Here is a 20,767-nt window from a genome sequence, read left to right on the forward strand (position 1 = left end):
CTCTATATGAATTAGTTTTTTGATATGTATATGATAAGCAAAAACTAAAAACACATCTTATTTTTTGGAAATTGAGGGGTTTTCAAAGGAGATACAGTTGGGGAGAATTTATTATGATTTATGGCGAAGGTTCCTTATTTAAGAAAATAATAACATGGTTATCGGTTCTTACTATATTACTTCCGGTAGCTGCGTACTCTGGACTTGAGGTTGCTCAGGCCGCACAGTACGAACCGAATACATCGAGTGACGTCGATCCGAGTTCTTCATTAAAGACGCCGACTCGGGATCCTAACAAGATAGTTAAGATCTCTATATCTGAAAAAGATGATGTACCTATTATGAGCTTGAATATTAATGCTACATCAAATGATGTTATCAAGAAGGGTGATAAATTGGAAATCACGTTTGACAAGAAAAATGTCGATGTGAAGAAAATTCAGCGGGCCTCCAATAAAGTGAATGATCTTTATGACGTTACTAAAACTAACGGCAAACTGATTGTTAACTTCAAGAAGGATTCAACGAATGCCAATTATCAAGAAACTTTTGGGGTTGCTACTAAGAATGTAAAAGCAAACACAAAAGCATATGCTACCTTCGCCGGTAAATCAATTGATATAAAAAATAATAAAATTCAATCTAAGGTAAATACTTCTCAACGAGAATCAAACAATTCTCAAGAAAGTAATTCTAATAATGAAGAAAAATCTAATAGTGATTCTGAGGGGGACGCTAATAGGTCAGCTACTACACAATCAGCTGCTTCTTCACAAAGTGCTAGTCAGTCACAATCAACGACTAGTCAATCATCATCTTCGCCTAATCCAACTTTCTCAGAAGCTGAGAATGCGGTTAATGATCGTACTACTATAGAAGTTTCAGGTACAAGTAATGTAACTTCTTCTAATCAAACAACTAACTCTGAAACAACAACAGCTCCAAGTACACAATCTACTACAGCTGCTGTATCAGAAAATAATGTAACTCCAGAAGTTCAATCTTCTAACGCAGAAACTACATCGATTGAGGGATCAGATGTGGATTCTAACGTTAATTCAGATGAAACTACAACTTCTAGTACTGATAACGATGCTACAGAACCTGCTACTACAAGTTCGGTAACACCAACATCTACTACTCAAGCCACAAATGATGGCTATATTGAATTCCAAAGTCAAGGATCAAGTGATCCTAAAGCTACTTTGGATAATTATTTATCACAAGGTCAAACTACAACTGGTAGTGAATCTACTGATGTAAATGAATCAAACCAAGAGTTTGTTCAAATTTACAATCATGTAAATAATAAAGCTACTGGTGCTACTTCTGATGAAGTTGCTGAAATTGTAAAAGACATGCCAACTGTCTGGAATTATATTGGACACAACACACTTGAATCTGATACTGAAGGTCAAGTATGGAAGTTCCATACAATTCTTGATTCAGGTCGTGATCTATTTATTACAATAGATACAACTGCTAATCAAGCAAGTTATAATAAATTACAAAAGCAAATGCCACAATTGGCAAGAAGTTTTGGACGTTCAATCGAACCCGGAGCTCTTGATCAAGCGATGGACATCGATACACTTAAGAAATCAGAAATTTATCAGGAATATTTAGAGGGAAAATATCCTGAAAATTCTGATTCCACAAGTGCAGCGGATGCTATCAACACTGTGTTGAATCATTCAACTATCAGTTTAGATGCACCAACTAATGGAGCTAGTGTTGTTTCTCTTCCTAGCATTTCTGCTATAGACACAGATGCTATGTTGCAAGAAGCAATCAATAACTCTAATGGTTCATCTACTCATGGTGATGCACAAGTTGTCAATGACAATAGCTCAATGCAACAATTTGGTGCTATTCAAAAAGACACTTACAACAAGATGACACCATGGGCTTCTGAAGCTGAAAAACAAGAAATGACTAAGTCTATTCCTACAATCTGGAATTACTTGTCAAATTCTGTTGATAAAAATGACACTGTTGGTAACTACCACAACTTCGTTCTTAGATCATCTGACGGAAGAGATATCTACTATACAGTAGATGGTCGTGTTATTCCTGATGGTAATAAGTTCGAACAACAATTCTCTTCTGTTTTGGCTTCATTAGGTAAAGATATGAAGGCAGGGGACTTTGATCAAGCTGTTAATAACAGTGCACTTCAAACTTCTGAAGCATATCAAAACTATATGAACCAAGCACAAACTAACTCTGCAGCTTCTGCAGTTGCTGCGCCTGTTACTGCAGGTTCATCTCTTGCTTCAGCTGCCGCTGGATTACCATTTGGTATTATAACTAAATTATTGTCTGCTCCATTAGTTCTAGGTGGTCTTTTATTAGCTCCACTTGCTCTTGGTGCAATGGCTCTAATCACACCAGTTGTAGCTATTACTGCTGCGTTGGCAATACCATTTGTTCTTCCAATTATTACAATTGTGATTCCTGCATTACTACTTGCACCAATCGCAATCCCACTATTATTGGGTGCATTACCATTGATTATCGGTGCTAAACTAGCATTTGGTGTCTTTGATCTTATTAATACATTTATCTTTAGTACAGTTGTATCTGTTCTATTAACTGCACCAATCGCTATCTTTAATACTGTTGTAGGTCTTGGACTAGCATTGCTTAACACATTGCTTGGATCAATTCCACTTGTTCTATTGGACATTGTTCTTCCAATGGTATTGAATTTTGCAATTACTGCAGCTATCAGTACATTTGTACAATTCTTAACATTTAATGCATTACTATTTATTAACGTAATTAAAGCTGTTGTTAACGGAATTGTTGATATTGCTCTTGCTCTATCATTTATTGGATTCCCTCTAGCAGTTATTAAAGGTTTACTAGATCTAGTTCTTCTAGGTTTAGGTCTATTGAATACACTATTGTTCCCACTAGCAGCTGGTGCTCTAACATTCTTGTTACTATCACCAATTGCTCTATTGAACACTCTTGGTCTAACATTGTTCAACGTTTCTCTACCATTTATTGGTGCATTCGTTGTTTCAACTATTCTAAGTGGTTTGATTGCTTTAGGAACATTTGCTTTAAATCTTGTACTTAAAGTACTTCTTGATTTAATTAACGGTGGAATTAGACTAGCAATTACAGCTATTATTGCAGCTACAATTCTACTTGGACTTCCATTACTAGTTCTAGGTGGTCAAGCACTTCTATTCTTCGCTTTACTATTAATTAATGGTATAGGTGCTGTCGCAATATGGGGATTGATCAATTTAGCTAAGACACTAATGTTATTAGGTCTTGCAATTGCATTGTTCACATTGCCATTACTAGGTACTTTTGCTGTTAATACTGCAATCAAGTGGGGAATTAGAGCACTTGTTCATTTAACAAGATTCTTTATTGGTATGTTTAAACTAGGATCAAGATTGGTTCTATCATTTGTTCTAGGTCTATTGAACCTAGCTGCCGGATTAGCTAAGGCTGCTTCTGTAATTTCCGCTGTTGTTAGTGGAGTTATTGCAGCTCTTACAGCATTGATTCCGGTTGTTGGACCGGTCCTTGCACTTCTTCCTTTAATTATTTCACTTCTTTCATTGGCTAATGCGCTAATTCTACTTCCTGTAAAACTAGTACTAGGTCTATTGAACTTGTTATCATTAGGATTCCTATTGTTAACACTTCCATTGCTTCTATTTGTAAGACCAATTATTTCTATTCTATTGGCATTAGGTGCTGGATTAATTTCTGATATTATCACTGGTCTATTGTCAGTAATTCCATTCCTATCAGGACAACTATTACTACAAGGACTAATCACATTACCATTATTACTATTAAACTTATTTAATGCATTACTTGTAGAACCTTTGATTATCAATGGTTTGGCATTGGCTCTAACACTAGGTACACCATTATTATTGGCTATCGGTGGATTAGGACTAATTGCATTACTTGGTCTATTATTGCTATCACTAAGATTGCCACTATTGGCTCTTGCAGCACTAGCTCTACCAAGTTTCATTCCATTCTTTAATATTTTCATGGATCTATTATTCGTATTGCCATTAATCTTATTGGTACTATCTGTCTTGAACTTGTTCATTGGTCTTCCATTGAAATTACTTCTAGACACAATTGTTAACTTATTAATCCCATTCCTTGTATGGTTAGGAAGCAAGCTATTATTAGCTCCAGTATTTGGACCTATTGCTCTTCTAAACCCATTGAACTGGATTAATCTACCACTATTATCTCTAGTTGGTACAACTCTTAACCAATTGATTTTGAATGCTATCTTACTACCTCTAAATCTTGTTGTTAATGGAATGCTAAGTTTCATTCCTGCAGCACTTGTATCATTCCTTGCTGGATTGTTACGTGCACTTCTAGGTGGAGTACCATTCTTACTATTATCACTTGGTTTACTATTGCCACTTGTACTAAATGGATTCCTTACTGCATTAGTTCCAGGACTTAACTTAGTTACTGTTCCTGTAGGACTACTTGCAGGTTTGATTGGTCTACCATTAGTTACACTTGGACTATTAAACAATCTATTTACAAACATCCTTTGGTCTGTAGCTTCATTTGTAATTACATATGTAACAGCTAACATTCTAAAAGATCTATTAACATTATCTCTTGTACCATTACTATTACTATTAGGAACACCATTGTTCTTATTCGGTAACTTGTTGGGAGCACAATTTATTCTATTCCCACTACTATGGCTTGGATTGCCATTGTTAGCACAAGGATTAACATTTGTTACTCTTTGGGGACTAACATTGCTTAAGAGAGGAATTGAAGTAGCTCTTGATATCTTTAATATCGGATCAACACTTCTAACACTTCCTCTATGGTCAATACTTCCAGTAATTAACTTACTAAGAAGACTTGCAGCACTAACTGTTGCACTACTTCTACCAATTGGTATTTTAAAAGCCGGCTTTGACCTTATTAAGAACGTTGTAGAACTAGCTCTTGGATTTATTCTTCCATTGGGACTTGGTCTTATTAACTTCTTACTATTACTACCTCTAACAACTCTAAACTTCTTAGGCTTGAAGTTTATCAATGTTGCTATTCCATTGGTATTGTCACTATTGGCAACACTTGCATTATCATTTGCAATTGCTGGTTTAACAGTACTTGCTATGATTGCTATTCAAATCTTTAACAGATTACTAAGAATAGGGGCACAACTACTATTATTAGGTGCAATTATCCTATTATTCCTTGTTGCTCTACCAGTTATTCTAGGCTTAGCCGCTTTGAATAACTTGTTACTTCTTGGTTTCAATCTATTTATTGGATTTAATATTTGGTTAGCACTAACATTGCTAAATAATCTTCTTGTTTTAGGATTCTTATTAGGATTGTTCTTACTTCCTGTTATTGGACAACTTGTAATTAATACAGCTGTTAAGTGGGGAATTAGAGCAGTTGTACATCTAGTTAGATTCTTTATTGGCTTGTTCAGATTAGGCGCAAGACTAGTTCTTCAATTTATTTTGGGACTAGCAAGTCTTGTACTTGGAGTCGCCACGGCAGCCAGCGCAATTATCGGAATAGTTAGTGCATTACTAGCAATTCCTTCATTGCTTGTTCCTGTTGCCGGTCCTTTCTTATTCCTATTCAACGTAATCACAGCCTTAATATCACTAGTAAACTTCTTGATTCTATTACCACTTAAATTGATTGCTAGTCTATTGAATGCATTAACTCTTGTGGGTCTTCTATTAGAAATCCCATACTGGTTATTCATTAGACCACTTACTTCAGTATTGTTGGCTCTTGGAGCAGGGGTTATCTCAGATATTGTTATGACTCTTCTTTCATTGCCATTAGTATTGTTAAATCAATTCCTACTATTTAATCTAATTGGTATTCCTGCTATTCTTCTAAAAGCCTTCAATAACTTGGTTCTATTACCATTGTTATTAGCTGTTAGTGGATTGGCATTAGCTCTTGGATTGCCTTTTGCTCTAATGATTGGAGCACTAGGATTGCTAGGTCTATTAGGTCTACAATTACTAGGATTACAATTCCCAGTACTTGCATTGATTCTATTATTACTACCTAACTTAATTCCATTCTTAGATCTAATTTTATTAGCACTAAACCTATTAGGTCTAGCTACTCTATTGATTAGCGGACTAGGTCTATTGCTTCTACCAGTTAAATTATTATTAGACTTGCTAAATACATTCCTTCTACCATTATTGGTAGCTGGTCTATCATTCTTATTACTACTACCATTATTAGGATTAATTTCTATTCTAAATCCTCTATCATGGTTGAATAACTTAATCGGTGCAGCTCTAGTTACATTGCTAGCTAAGGTATTATTCTACCTAGTAGCTCTACCATTAAGCATTCTTAACAACTTACTATTAAGTTTAATTCCTGCAGTACTTGCTGGATTACTAGTAGGTCTATTGCGTGCACTATTTGGTGGACTACCATTCTTGCTTCTAGCACTTGGTCTTCTATTACCATTAGTTCTTAATGGACTACTAACAGCACTAGTTCCTGGACTAAACTTGATTACAGTTCCACTTGGACTACTAGCTGGACTAGTAGGACTACCACTTGTTCTATTAGGTCTTCTAAATAACCTAATCAAACAATTGATTTGGAACGTACTTGGAACAATCGTTTCATACTTATTCCTAAATCTATTCTTTGACATTGCTTTATTACTTCTATGGCCAATCTTAATGTTGCTTTCAACATTGCCATTATTCTTCATTAACTTATTAGGTAATGCACTATTACTAAGACCACTTCTATTATTTGGTCTACCATTGTTAAATCAATTGTTAACATTTGGTGCATTAGTACTATTTAACTTAATCAGAAGAGCATTGGAATTTGGTTTAGAATTACTAAACATTGCTGGAACACTATTAACACTTCCATTATGGACAATTCTTCCAGGAATTAATCTATTAAGAAAACTTCTTGTTGGATTAGTACTATTGAGAATTGTTAGAAATATTCTTGTTGGATTGATTAAGGCATTCTTATTCTTAATCTTGCCATTAATTAATGCGTTCTTAGGATTACCACTAGCTATTCTTGCTGGTATTGGTACTTTCTTGTTAGGATTATTAATTAATTTAATTCTTTCTCCTATTATTGGTTTAGTAGGAACTGTATTGTTGTTACTACTACTTCCATTAATTTTATTACCATTGAATATTTTAGGTAGTTTACTACTAAGTATTATTCCTTCATTACTAGTTGGTTTACTTACTGGTTTGGCTAAATTACTATTTGGTGGATTACCATTCTTCCTAGGATTACAACTATTGTTCTTAATCCCAATGATTCTTCTTGGATTATTAACATTCTTGATTCCTGGTGTGCACTTAATTACTGTACCTTTGGCATTGCTTTCACTATTGATTGGTCTTCCATTATCAATCTTGGGTGCTTTAGGTAGTTTATTGAATAGCTTTATTGCTGGTCTAGTTGCTAAATTTATCAGTAAGTTACTATTGAACTTACTAGGTGATTTATTAGATCTGCTATTATTACCATTATTGCTATTCGTAAGTCTTCCATTGTTCTTGCTAACATTACCTTTATTGGCAATTGCATTGCCTATATTATTGGGTCTATTAGCACTAGGACTAATTATTTTACCAATTATACTGTTCTTACTTGCTTCTATACCATTTATTCTACTATCAATGTTATTAGCTCTTCCTATTACATTAGGATTGTTGCTTCTAGCAGTATTGCTAATTCCATTCTTATTCCTATTTGGATTAGCTTCACTAGTAATTATTTGGTTCCTTGCACCAATTATTTTGCAGGTTATGGTAAACCCAATTGCTGACTTTGAAGCATTTGTTATTAGTGTTTACACAATGATTCTTAACCCATTCTTCTACTGGGTTTTCTGGATTATATTTATCCCACTTACAGTTTATTCATTTGTTGGAATGTTTGTTAACTGGTTAAACCCACTTAATATCTTATTCCATCTACTTGATGCTATCGGATTAGTGGGAATGTTAGTAACATTCTTTGGATCATTCTTAGCTATTGAAATTTTGAAATTTGGATCATTGATTGGGCTATTGCCAATCTTTGGAATTCCAGCTTTCGTTGCACTTTCATTAGCTGTGTTAAATATAATTGTTACAGTGGGACTTTATGCATTCAACGCCTTCCTTGTTGGAAGTATGCTTGTATTTACAGTACTAGTTACTTTATTAATTGCATTTATTATTGTATTTTTAAATGCTCTTGCAACTCTAGGTATTAATGTTCCTAACATCTTTACTGTATGGATTATGCAAATTGGATTTTCTGCAACAATAGTTCCTTTGATGTTAATTAATATGTCAGTAATGCTTTTCGTGGACTTTATTATTACTTTAATTGCAATTCCTTTAACAGCATTGCAATTAAATCTTGGTCTTTTATTTGCATTCTTAGCTCATCCGTTACTATCGATACCATTTATATTAGTTCTTGCTTTAAATGCAGTTATTGCGGTTCCTGTAGTTGTTGGTGGATTCTTCCACTTAGCACACGCTTGGTTACCAATTGTATTTGGTGGATTTGCATTCTTACAATACTTAATTTTTGGTAACCCAATTTGGGGAATAGCACAATGGATCGGATTAGTGCCTATAATTGGTTGGATCGTTCAATTGATTACTGATTGGGTATACATGCCAATCGGTCTATGGGGACCAGGATTTATATCTTCTGTAATGTACATGCTATGGTTTGGTCTAGCAATGCCCCTTATTCTAGGAACAGTGTTCTTGCTATTCTCAATTCAATTAGCTCTATTACCAATTGCATTATTAGTTCTTATACCTGCACTTATTGGTGGAGTATTACTATTACTTGCAATTTCAGTTCCTCTAATATTGTTGGCACTATTAGTTGCAATTCCTACGTTTGTAATTGGTATCGCAGCAACAGCAGTGTTGGTTTGGTTCTTAGCACCAATAGTACTTGTTTTATTAGTTAATCCGATTGAAGATTTCAAAGCTTTAATCGTTATGATTTATTCAATGATTCAAAGTCCATTCTTCTACTGGGTATTTGCAGTATTTACTATTCCATTAACACTACTTTCATTTGTTGGAATGTTTGTTAACTGGTTAAATCCTCTATTCTATATTGTTAACGGTGTTTCAATCGCTGCAGTGATAGGATTAGTGGCTATAGTTGTATTGTTCCCAGTAATAATCGGATTCTTCCTTATAAATACAGCACTTGGAACTCTTGGATTACGTGCTTTAACAGGTATTCCAGCATTCTTCTTTGTATTAACTGCATTTAACATTGTGCTATTGATATTAGGAGGATTCATACTAAATGCATTCTTAGCTGGTAATGCTGTCGTCTTATATGCACTTCTTGCATTTATAGTTGACTTTATTATTGTGTTCTTAAATGCTTTAGCAACATTAGGTATAAATGTACCAAATGTATTTACGGTTTGGGCTATGTTACTTATAGAACCTGCAACAGCTGTAATATTGGCACTTCTGTTACTACCAATTATGATATTGACCGATGGGCTACTAGTAGTTCTTGGTTTCTTACCATTTGTTATTAATATGGGACTTGGATTATTGTTTGCTTTCTTAACAAATCCAATCCTGACAATACTTCTTACGTTAGTATTAGCAGTAACTTCTGCGGCATCATTAGTATTCTTTGTATTAGGATTATTCATGCTCGCTGCTGTTTGGTTACCTATTGTCTTTGGGGCTATTCCATTTACAGTATTCTTGATATTTGAGAATCCAATTTGGGCAATAGCACAATGGATCGGATTAGTTCCAATAATTGGTTGGATTGTTCAATTAATTATTGACTGGCCTTACATGTTGTTTGGATTATATGGAACAGGTTTGCTTACTGCAATTAGTTACGCAATATTCGTTGTCATATTTGTACCATTAGTATTCATTGTTGGAACGCTTGGACTATATTTATTACCACTAGTTCTTATTTTTGCAATTCCAGCCATAATTGGTGGATTACTGCTAGTACTCGCAGCATTCATTCCCGTTATTATTGGACTTCTTCTAATAGCAATTCCAGTATTGGTATTTGGACTAGCTTCATTGGGTGTAATTGTTTGGTTCTTATCACCATTAATTCTTCAATTAATTGTTAACCCAATAGAAAACTTTAAAGCTTTTGTTGTGATGGTTTATACAATGATTCTTAATCCAGTCTTCTACTGGGTATTCCAAGTATTTACAATTCCATTAACTATATATTCTGGTGTTGCTATGTTTGTTAACTGGTTTAATCCATTATTCTACATATTTAATGGTATTGCACTTGCTGCCTTGATTGGATTGGTTGGAATTGTTCTTACTCTCACAGTTGCAGTAGGATTAATGTTAATTAATGCAGTAATTGCAACAATTAACGCATTAATCGGATTAGCAATTTGGGTATTCACATCAATTGCTAAGACACTTCTACACATTGCAATTGTAGCTGGATTAGTAATTATTCCAGCAATTGCTCAAATAGGAATTAACTTAGTAATTAAATGGACAGTAAGAATTATTGTTCATATTCTAAGATTCTTTGTCGGATTATTCAGATTAGGTGCAAGATTTGTACTATCATTTATTCTTGGTTTGAACTTCGTACTTGTATGGGGCTTAAGGGCAATAAATATAGCAGTAAATCTATTTAATCTTCTTCTAACAGGACTATCAATTTTAGTTCCTGTCATCGGATGGTTCTTTACACCAATCTTTGGATTAATCACACTACTATCATTTGGAATTGATTTACTATTATTCCTACCATCAATTATTGTATTGGTCGTTAGTGGATTAGATCTTCTAATCTGGCCATTCTCATTAGGATACTTCTTTATCCTACGTCCAATTAATTCAATTATTCTTGCATTAATAGCAGGGGTAATAACAGACTTGATTACAGCAGTAATTGGATTAATTATTTACTTAATTAATCAAGTAATCTTGTTCTTCTTGATTGGACTACCAACATTCTTATTGAAACTATTTAGTGTATGGATTATTGCACCAATTCTAATTAATCTATCAATCTTTGGATTGAAGGGATTAGCAGGCATTCTTGCATTCTTCAATATTCTAACTGCTTTCAATACTGTTGTTCTTGTATTTTTAACCCTTGTATTCAATGCATTCTTAGCAGGTAATGCAATTGTTATATACGCATTGATCGCATTAGTAATTGATTTTATTGTTGTATTCCTAAATGCATTAGCAACATTAGGAATTAATGTACCTAATGTATTTACAGTTTGGGCAATGCAAGTATTTGAAGTTGCACAGGCTGTATTATTAGCACTTATCTTACTACCATTGATGATAACAGCTGATTTTGCTGTAATCATGCTAGGTGGATTTGTTGTAATTCCAACAACTCTAATTGGGCTGTTGACAGCATTCATTTCTACTCCAATATTGACATTGATTCATGCAGTTGTTATTGCAGCTGTGGGTGTTTCTTCTCTGGTAATGTTCATTCTTGGATTATTCATGTTAGCAGAAACATGGTTACCATTTGTCTTCGGATTGATTCCGTTCACAGTATTCTTAATCTTTGGTAATCCAATTTGGGCAATAGCACAGTGGATCGGATTAGTTCCAATAATTGGCTGGATTGTTCAATTGATTATTGACTGGCCTTACATGCTATTTGGATTATATGGAACAGGTTTGCTTACTGCAATTAGTTACGCAATATTCGTTGTCTTATTTGTACCACTAGTATTCATAGTAGGTGCATTTGCATTATATCTATTACCAGTGGTATTGATTTTTGCTATACCAGCTATACTTGGTGGATTACTATTAATACTTGCAGCATTTATTCCTGCAGTTATCATCCTTGGATTACTTGCTATCCCTGCATTGATCTTTGGTGCTGCTTCATTAGCAGTTATCATTTGGTTCTTGGGACCAGTTGTATTGCAAATTATGGTAAATCCAATATCTGACTTCGTAACATTTATTGTTTTGGTTTATACGATGTTTATAAATCCAATATTCTTCTGGGTATTTGATATAATAACTGTTCCATTAACAATAGGATCATTTATTGGAATGTTTGTTAACTGGTTAAATCCTCTAAACTTAATCTTCAATGCACTTTCAATATTTGCTTTAATTGGTTTGGTTTCATTAATTGTTATTGGACTAGTTGCAGTAGGATTAATGTTAATTAATGCAGTAATTGCAACAATTAACGCATTAATCGGATTAGCAATTTGGGTATTCACATCAATTGCTAAGACACTTCTACACATTGCAATTGTAGCTGGATTAGTAATTATTCCAGCAATTGCTCAAATAGGAATTAACTTAGTAATTAAATGGACAGTAAGAATTATTGTTCATATTCTAAGATTCTTTGTCGGATTATTCAGATTAGGTGCAAGATTTGTACTATCATTTATTCTTGGTTTGAACTTCGTACTTGTATGGGGCTTAAGGGCAATAAATATAGCAGTAAATCTATTTAATCTTCTTCTAACAGGACTATCAATTTTAGTTCCTGTCATCGGATGGTTCTTTACACCAATCTTTGGATTAATCACACTACTATCATTTGGAATTGATTTACTATTATTCCTACCATCAATTATTGTATTGGTCGTTAGTGGATTAGATCTTCTAATCTGGCCATTCTCATTAGGATACTTCTTTATCCTACGTCCAATTAATTCAATTATTCTTGCATTAATAGCAGGGGTAATAACAGACTTGATTACAGCAGTAATTGGATTAATTATTTACTTAATTAATCAAGTAATCTTGTTCTTCTTGATTGGACTACCAACATTCTTATTGAAACTATTTAGTGTATGGATTATTGCACCAATTCTAATTAATCTATCAATCTTTGGATTGAAGGGATTAGCAGGCATTCTTGCATTCTTCAATATTCTAACTGCTTTCAATACTATTGCTCTTGTATTGGGTGTATTCATTATTAATGCATTCTTAGCAAGTAATGCTATTATTATATTTGCATTGATCGCATTAGTAATTGACTTCATTATTGTATTCCTAAATGCATTAGCAACATTAGGAATTAATGTACCTAATGTATTTACAATTTGGGCGCTTCAAGTATTGGAAGTTGCTACAGGTGTGACTTTGGCACTAGTGTTATTACCATTTATGATCGTAAATGATTTAATTGCCGTAGTATTGGGTGGTTTGATAACAATTCCATCAGTATTCTTTGGAATTTTGAATGCATTGATTTCAACACCAATCCTAACAATTATTCAACTAGTTGTACTTGGTACAGTAGCCGTATCATCAATAGTGTTCTTCTTATTGGGATTATTTATGCTTGCTCAATCTTGGTTACCAAGTGTCTTTGGACTATTACCATTTGGATTATATTTAATCTTTGGTAATCCTGTATGGCAATTGGCACAATGGATCGGATTAGTACCTATAATTGGATGGATTGTTCAATTAATTACTGATTGGACATACATGCCAATTGGTCTATGGGGTCCAGGATTCTTAGCTGCAATTTCTTATACAATATTCCTAACTATTGCTGTTCCTTTAGTATTTATTGTTGGAACAATCGGGTTGTACTTGGTAATTGGTTTATTACCAATAGCACTATTGTTGATAATTCCATCTATTGTAGGACTAATTGCATTTGCTATTGCTGTTTCTATTCCGGTATTAATTGGAATAGCACTCGTTGTTCTTCCTATAATAATTATTGGAATTGCTGCACAAGCACTTATTATTTGGTTCTTTGCACCAATTTTCACTCAGATATTGGTAAACCCAATTTCTGATTTGAAGACATTCATTGTAATGATTTATACAATGTTTATTACACCATTGTTCTACTGGTTGGTATGGCCAATTACAATTCCATTGACATTGTTCTCATTTGTTGGAATGTTTGTAAATTGGTTAAATCCTTTGAACTATTTATTTAAATTTATATCTGCATTTGCAATTCTTGTAGGATTGTTCAATGCCGTTATAGCTATGGGATTGCTTGTATTAACACAAGTTATTTCACCAATTAGTTTGAACTTTGTTGCTGGTTGGATTGCATTCTTTGCTCTACAAGTTGCTGTTGTTACAATAGCTCTTGAATTCATTAAGATTGCATTTATCAATCCGCTATTGGTAACAGTTCCTTTGATATTAAATGTAGTTATTATTTTGATAATTGCATTTATCATTGTATTCTTAAATGCATTTGCTACATTAGGTATTAATGTACCAAACGTATTTACAATATGGGTAATGATTGTTGCATTTGTAATCCAACCATTATTATTAACGTTAATAAATATGGTTATTATGATGTCTATAAGTGGGGTTGATTTACTTCTATTTGGACCAGTTATAGCAATTTCATTAGTAATTGGATTTGTTAATGCAATACTTGCTCATCCATTGTTTGGAATAATTAATTTGTTAATTGCCCAACTCGTTGGATTGGGATCTGTTGGTAATATTCTATCAGGATTTATTATGTTTGCTGTAGAATGGCTACCAAATACATTCTCATTTATTCCATTTATTAATTACTTGATTTTTGGAAATCCAATTTGGCAAGAAGCACAATTAATAGGATTAGTTCCAATAATTGGCTGGATTGTTCAATTGATCACAGACTGGACATACATGCCAATCGGACTATGGTGGTCAGGAATGGCTACAGCCATTTCATATTCAATTATCGGTATGGGAATTCTATGGCCATTATTTGTAATTAATATAGTGGGAGCATCATTCTTATTGCCAATTATTCCATTATTATTAATATTCCCAGGTGCGTTGATATTACCATTACTAATTTCGATTGCCCTTGGTTCACAACTATTGGTTGCAGCAATAGCTGCATTCTCATTCTTGTTATTTGCACTACCATTCCTAATTATTCCTTTAGGTACACTGTTATTAGGATTAACACTATTATTACCATTACTATTACTAGCATTCCCAATCCTATTGTTGGCAATACCATTATTCTTGTTGGGATTACCATTATTAGGTGGATTACTAGCTCTTCCATTATTATTATTTAATAGAATAGTTAGGGGAATTATAAATGGTATTATTAGTTTAATTAATCAATTTGTTGTTAGTTTAGTAACGTTCATTACTGGACCGTTGCTATGGAACTTATTGAAATTATTAGTATTAGGTGGTTTATTAATTGGAAGTCTACTTCTAGGTCTTTTAAACTTTATTCCACTATTAAATCTATTAACAATACCATTATGGTTGTTAGCATTCTTACCATTATTAGCTCTTGCAGCATTTACATTATTGAAGAGCTTGTTAGACCTATTATCACAATTGTTCTGGTCATTAGTTACAGGATTAGCAACATTTGCTATCTTGAACTTAATTAATTTAACAATTAGTACATTATTACTACTTGGACTAATGCTACTAAGTGCATTGCCATTATTCTTGTTATTAACATTCCTTGCATTTGTTGCATTCCCAATAACAAAATTATTGTTACCTTGGTTGGTAACTGGCGCTCTTATTGCACTTGGTTTGATTAATATGATCTTTGGACCATTATTAGGCCTACCAGTAATACTTCTAGATGGTCTAAGATTATTGGCTGATCTTGGAATTCTATTATTCCTTGGATTGCCTCACTTGATTCCATTCTGGAATCTTCTAATGGCTGGTCTATTCCTTATTCCAGCTATATTGAATGGTCTTTCTCTATTCAATCTTCTAAGAACTCCTTTGAAGTGGATCTTCGATCTATTCAATCAACTTCTTATCCCTGGTCTAGTGTTCCTTGGCTCATTACTTCTATTAATTCCATTCTTCGGTTTGATTTCTCTATTGAACCCATTGAAGTGGATTAACATGGGTATCCTTTCTGCTATTGCTACTCTATTAGCTAAGATTGCCGCTACACTATTCCTATTACCTCTATTACTATTGAATAACTTGATTCTAAGTATTCTTCCTGCTCTTCTTAATGGATTTATTCTTGGTCTTCTAAGAGCTCTACTTGGTGGTTTACCTCTAGATATTCTTGGATTACTTGGATTGCCTCTAATCAATCTTCTATCTCTTCTTGGTCTATTGATTCCTGGTGTTAACCTAATTGCCTTGCCTCTATTAATTTTGACACAGCTATTAGGATTGCCATTACTATTAGATACATTAAGAAACTTAATCGCTCCAATTCTTTGGGGTCTACTTGCAAGCCTAGTTGTATATCCAATTGCTAACCTAATTAAGAACATCTTGACTCTTCTAGGTCTTCCAATTCTTTCTATACTTCTAACATTGCCTGTATTCTTATTCAATGTACTAGGTAACGCTTTGGCTCTACGTCCATTACTATTGTTCGGTCTTCCATTATTGGCTCAAGGCTTAACATTCTTAGGACTACTACCATTGCACTTATTAACTACAGCGCTACAACTTATCAATAGTTTGATCGGTCAAGCTTTGGCTCTTCTAACATTGCCAATCTGGCTAGGTCTTCCTCTATTGAATGTAATTAGAATCGGTTTGATTCTATTACTTCTACCATTGTTGTTACTACACGGATTTAACAACATTATTAAGTTGTTCGGTCTTCCATTGCTTGGTTTTGGTTTACCATTACTAGCTGGTTTAACAACATTGCTTCTTGGTCTTCCAATAATCACATTGCTAAATATGCTTCTATCATTGCCAATTCTATTGGCATTGCTATTGCCTCTATTAGCTGCTGGTTTATTGTTACCAATTAAACTTCTAGTTGATCTAATCCTATTACCACTATTACTTCTAGGTAATAAGCTTCTAGGTCTTCCTCTAGCATTGCTTGCTGGATTGCTACTACCATTGTTGTTAAGTGGATTATTCAGACATCTATTTAAACTACCATTTGATTTAGCTAAACTTATTGGCTTGGTTCTATTCAACTTGTTACTACCATTTATCCCTGGTTTGAACATCTTGACACCAATTCTATGGCCACTTGGCTTATTGCTACTCCCTCTTGCAATTGCTGACGTCCTTAGAGATATCTTTGGTAATTTACCAATCGATCTATTGAACTTGCTTGTTCTAATTCCATTAGTTCAACTTCTTACTCTTCTAGGTCTATTGATTCCAGGTCTTGGATTACTACTTGCACCAATTCTATTACCAATCAACTTGTTCGCAACTCTAGTTGGTTTACCTCTTGCTCTTATCAGAACAATAGGGGATATTGCTAGATTACTTCTTCTAGGATTGCCATTAGCTCTATTAGGAACTATTCTTGCATTGCCAATTATTAATCTAATCAATGATCTATTGAGCTTGTTCTTAACTCCACTTCTAAGTGGTCTTCTAACATTGCCATTGTTCTTGATTAACTTAGTACTATTGACTCTTCTAACATTCCCAATAGCTAAGGGTGTTCTACCATTTATTATTGCTAATGTTCTTGGCGCTCTTGTTGCCAATGCATTGCCATTGTTACTAGGATTACTATTGAATGGTGCAGTTCTTCTATTCAATGCTATCCGTAACGCTATAGATCTATTTAATATCATCGCTCAACTATTGCTTCTAGGATTCTTGATTCTACCTGGATTAATTCCATTCTTAGATCTATTCTTAGACTTACAATTCTTGATCCCTGCATTATTAAATGGTCTAGCAGTAATTGATCTTGTATTACTACCTCTTAAGGTTCTTCTTGATCTATTAGTTAACGGTCTATTGCCTCTATTGGTAGCTCTAGGATTAAACCTATTACTACTACCAGTATTTGGACCACTTCAATTGTTTAACCCTCTAAACTGGATCTTTGTTCCATTGCTTTCAATTCTAGGTTCTCTATTATTCAAAGCATTGACATTATTCGTTGGAGTACCAGCTCTATTGCTTCTACATAAACTAACTAGTTTAGTTCCTGCAATTCTTGCTTCAATTGTTGTTCCATTATTGAGAAGTCTTCTTGGTGGATTGCCATTAGATATTCTTGGACTATTAGGATTACCTCTATTGAACTTATTGTCATTAGTTGGTCTTCTAATTCCTGGTGTTCGTCTAATTGCTCTTCCTCTACTAATTCTTACTCAATTGGCTCTATTGCCATTACTATTAGATACATTGAGAAACTTAATTGCACCAATTCTTTGGGGATTACTTGCTGGATTGATTACATATCCAATTGCTAACTTGATTAAAGACGCATTGTCATTATTATTGTTACCAATTCTTGGATTATTATCATTCCTACCAATCTTCTTAGGAAATCTAGGTTTGAATGTCTTTGTAATAGCTCCATTGCTATTCATTGCTCTTCCTCTATTAGGACAAGCTTTGACATTCTTCTTGGTATTACCAATTACACTATTAACAACTGGATTGAAACTATTTAACAGTCTATTGCCATTAGCTCTAGCTATCTTGACAATGCCACTTTGGTTCAACCTACCATTGCTAAACTTCATTAGAAGGGCAGCGTTCTGGTTATTATTAGTAACTGACTTGCTACTATTGCCATTCAAACTATTGAAGAACTTGTTCAGAGGTCTAGTGGAAACTCCATTCCTATTGTTTGGTCTTCCTCTTCTTCTAGGACTTGGTTCATTCTTGCTTGGATTGCCTCTAGTTACACTAGCTATGACATTACTAAGCTTGCCAATCGTATTGACATTATTGCTTCCTCTAATTGCTGGATTAGTTAACTTACCAATCAAGTTATTAGTAGATCTATTGTTGCTACCACTAATGCTTCTAGGTAATTTATTATTGTCATTACCAATTGCATTTGTACTAGGTAACCTAATTCCTCTATTATTAGGTGCTCTAAACGGATTGATTAAACTACCATTTGATTTATTTGGTCTTCTAGCTCTTCCTCTATTGTTAGGTCTAGGATTACTAGGTAAACTATTCGTACTAATTAATCCATTGCTATGGCCTCTACTTCTAGTGCTAAACCCACTATTGTGGACAATCGCACTACTAATTCCATTCAAGCTAATTGATATCTTGAAGGATGTATTAGGACCATTAGCTAACTTGCCACTTGATCTATTGAACTTATTGCTTCTTGGTGGTCTAGGTATCTTGACTCTATTGAATATGTTAAATCCATTATTCTGGCCATTATTACCTGTCTTACTACCATTAGCTCTTGCTCTAGGTCTAGTAGCTATTCCACTAGCACTTGCTAAAGTACTAGTTGATAACTTGAAACTTCTAATTCCATTAGGATTGATGTTATTACTATTACCAATTCTAAATATTGGATTAGATATCTTGGGACTATTGGCATTGCCAATTATCTCTGGCTTGTTGACACTTCCATTGTTCTTGTTGAACTTAGGATTGTTAACAGGACTAACTCTTCCTATCGTGAAGGCTATTCTTCCAATCATTCTTAACGGTCTATTGTTGCTAGCAATTAGTAACTTGCCTCTATTGGCATTAGGTCTTCTAATGATCTTGTTAGATGTTATTAATGGTATTAGATTGTTCAACGATGCTATTCTTTCACTACTATTGTTACCAGGATTCCTAAAGGTTCTTCTTGATCTAGTATTGTTACCTCTATTACTAATCATCAAACCTCTAGAATTGATCTTGTTACCACTATTAGCTAAGGGATTAACAGACTTGTTACTATTACCTCTAATGACTCTAAACAACTTCTTAGCACATCTAGTACTAGTACCATTAGGATTATTGTTAGGTCTATTGAATGCATTGTTCCCATTAGTATTACTAGCATTACCATTGAACTTGTTGATAAGACCATTATTAACATTGGGTAATTTAGGATTACTAAAACTTGTATTACCAGTAGTACTAACATTGTTTGTTGGAATTCCTCTATTAGGATTACTAGCACTACCAGTATTAAATGGATTTATTGCACTTCCATTAAATCTATTAAGTCTATTAGGATTATTATTCAACGCATTACTAATCCCATTAGCACTAGGCATGATTACACTAGGACTATTAGGTGGTGTACTAGGAACACTACTAATGTTAATAGGAGTGATCGGTCTATTAGGACAATCAATTCCAGGTATGAGCGGACTTAATGCAAATGGTACTAAGAAACCTGCATTAATTCTAAGTCCATCATTTACAAACGGTGGAAATGGAAACAATGTTATCCGTGAGATTCCTTCATTAGGATTCTGGGTACATTACGATATTATGATGGTTTGTTGTTATACAGATCTTCAAGGCGTTCATCACTCTTACTGCAAATACTATTTCGACTACGACGAAGAAGGCAATGTCATCAATTATTGTGACTGTGTAAATCTTTCTGAAGAAGGGGATAGAGCAGATCTTGATAATTGTAATTGTTATGATTCATTAACAGGCGATCAAGTATGTGGATACAAAGATAACAATGGAAACTTTGTAGAATGTATCTGCAATGCAGCACAAAGAGCTGTATGGAACCAACAAAGATTTAATAAGAACACTTATGCTTTCAATTAATTGTTGAAAAGAAAAGGGACTATCCATTTTGGATAGTCTCTTTTTTTGTTCTATTTAAGTTTAAAGGATATTAAAAAAGACCATCCTAAACGGATAGTCTTTTTTATCTGAGTTAATTACTTTTGGTCATCATCATTATCTTTATTAGAGAATCTATCTAAAGATGTTTCGTAGTTAGACTTCATTATTTGAATAGTGGACTTAATATTTTCATTGTTAAAATCATCATCAGATATCAAATCTATATGAAATTTTGAAGCATTTAAGTAGTCACAGTAGGTCGATAGATATAG

1 protein-coding gene is annotated in these 20,767 nt (G+C 33.8%); it reads left to right on the forward strand.

The window, feature by feature from the left end; all coding sequences use genetic code 11:
- The first annotated feature begins 113 nt into the window (after positions 1-113).
- Positions 114-20,474, forward strand: a complete 20,361-nt coding sequence (locus CS873_RS01560) for a hypothetical protein (protein WP_099974136.1) — start codon at positions 114-116, stop codon at positions 20,472-20,474.
- Positions 20,475-20,767 lie beyond the last annotated feature (293 nt).

The organism is Companilactobacillus metriopterae, from assembly GCF_002762335.1.
Lineage (GTDB): Bacteria > Bacillota > Bacilli > Lactobacillales > Lactobacillaceae > Companilactobacillus > Companilactobacillus metriopterae.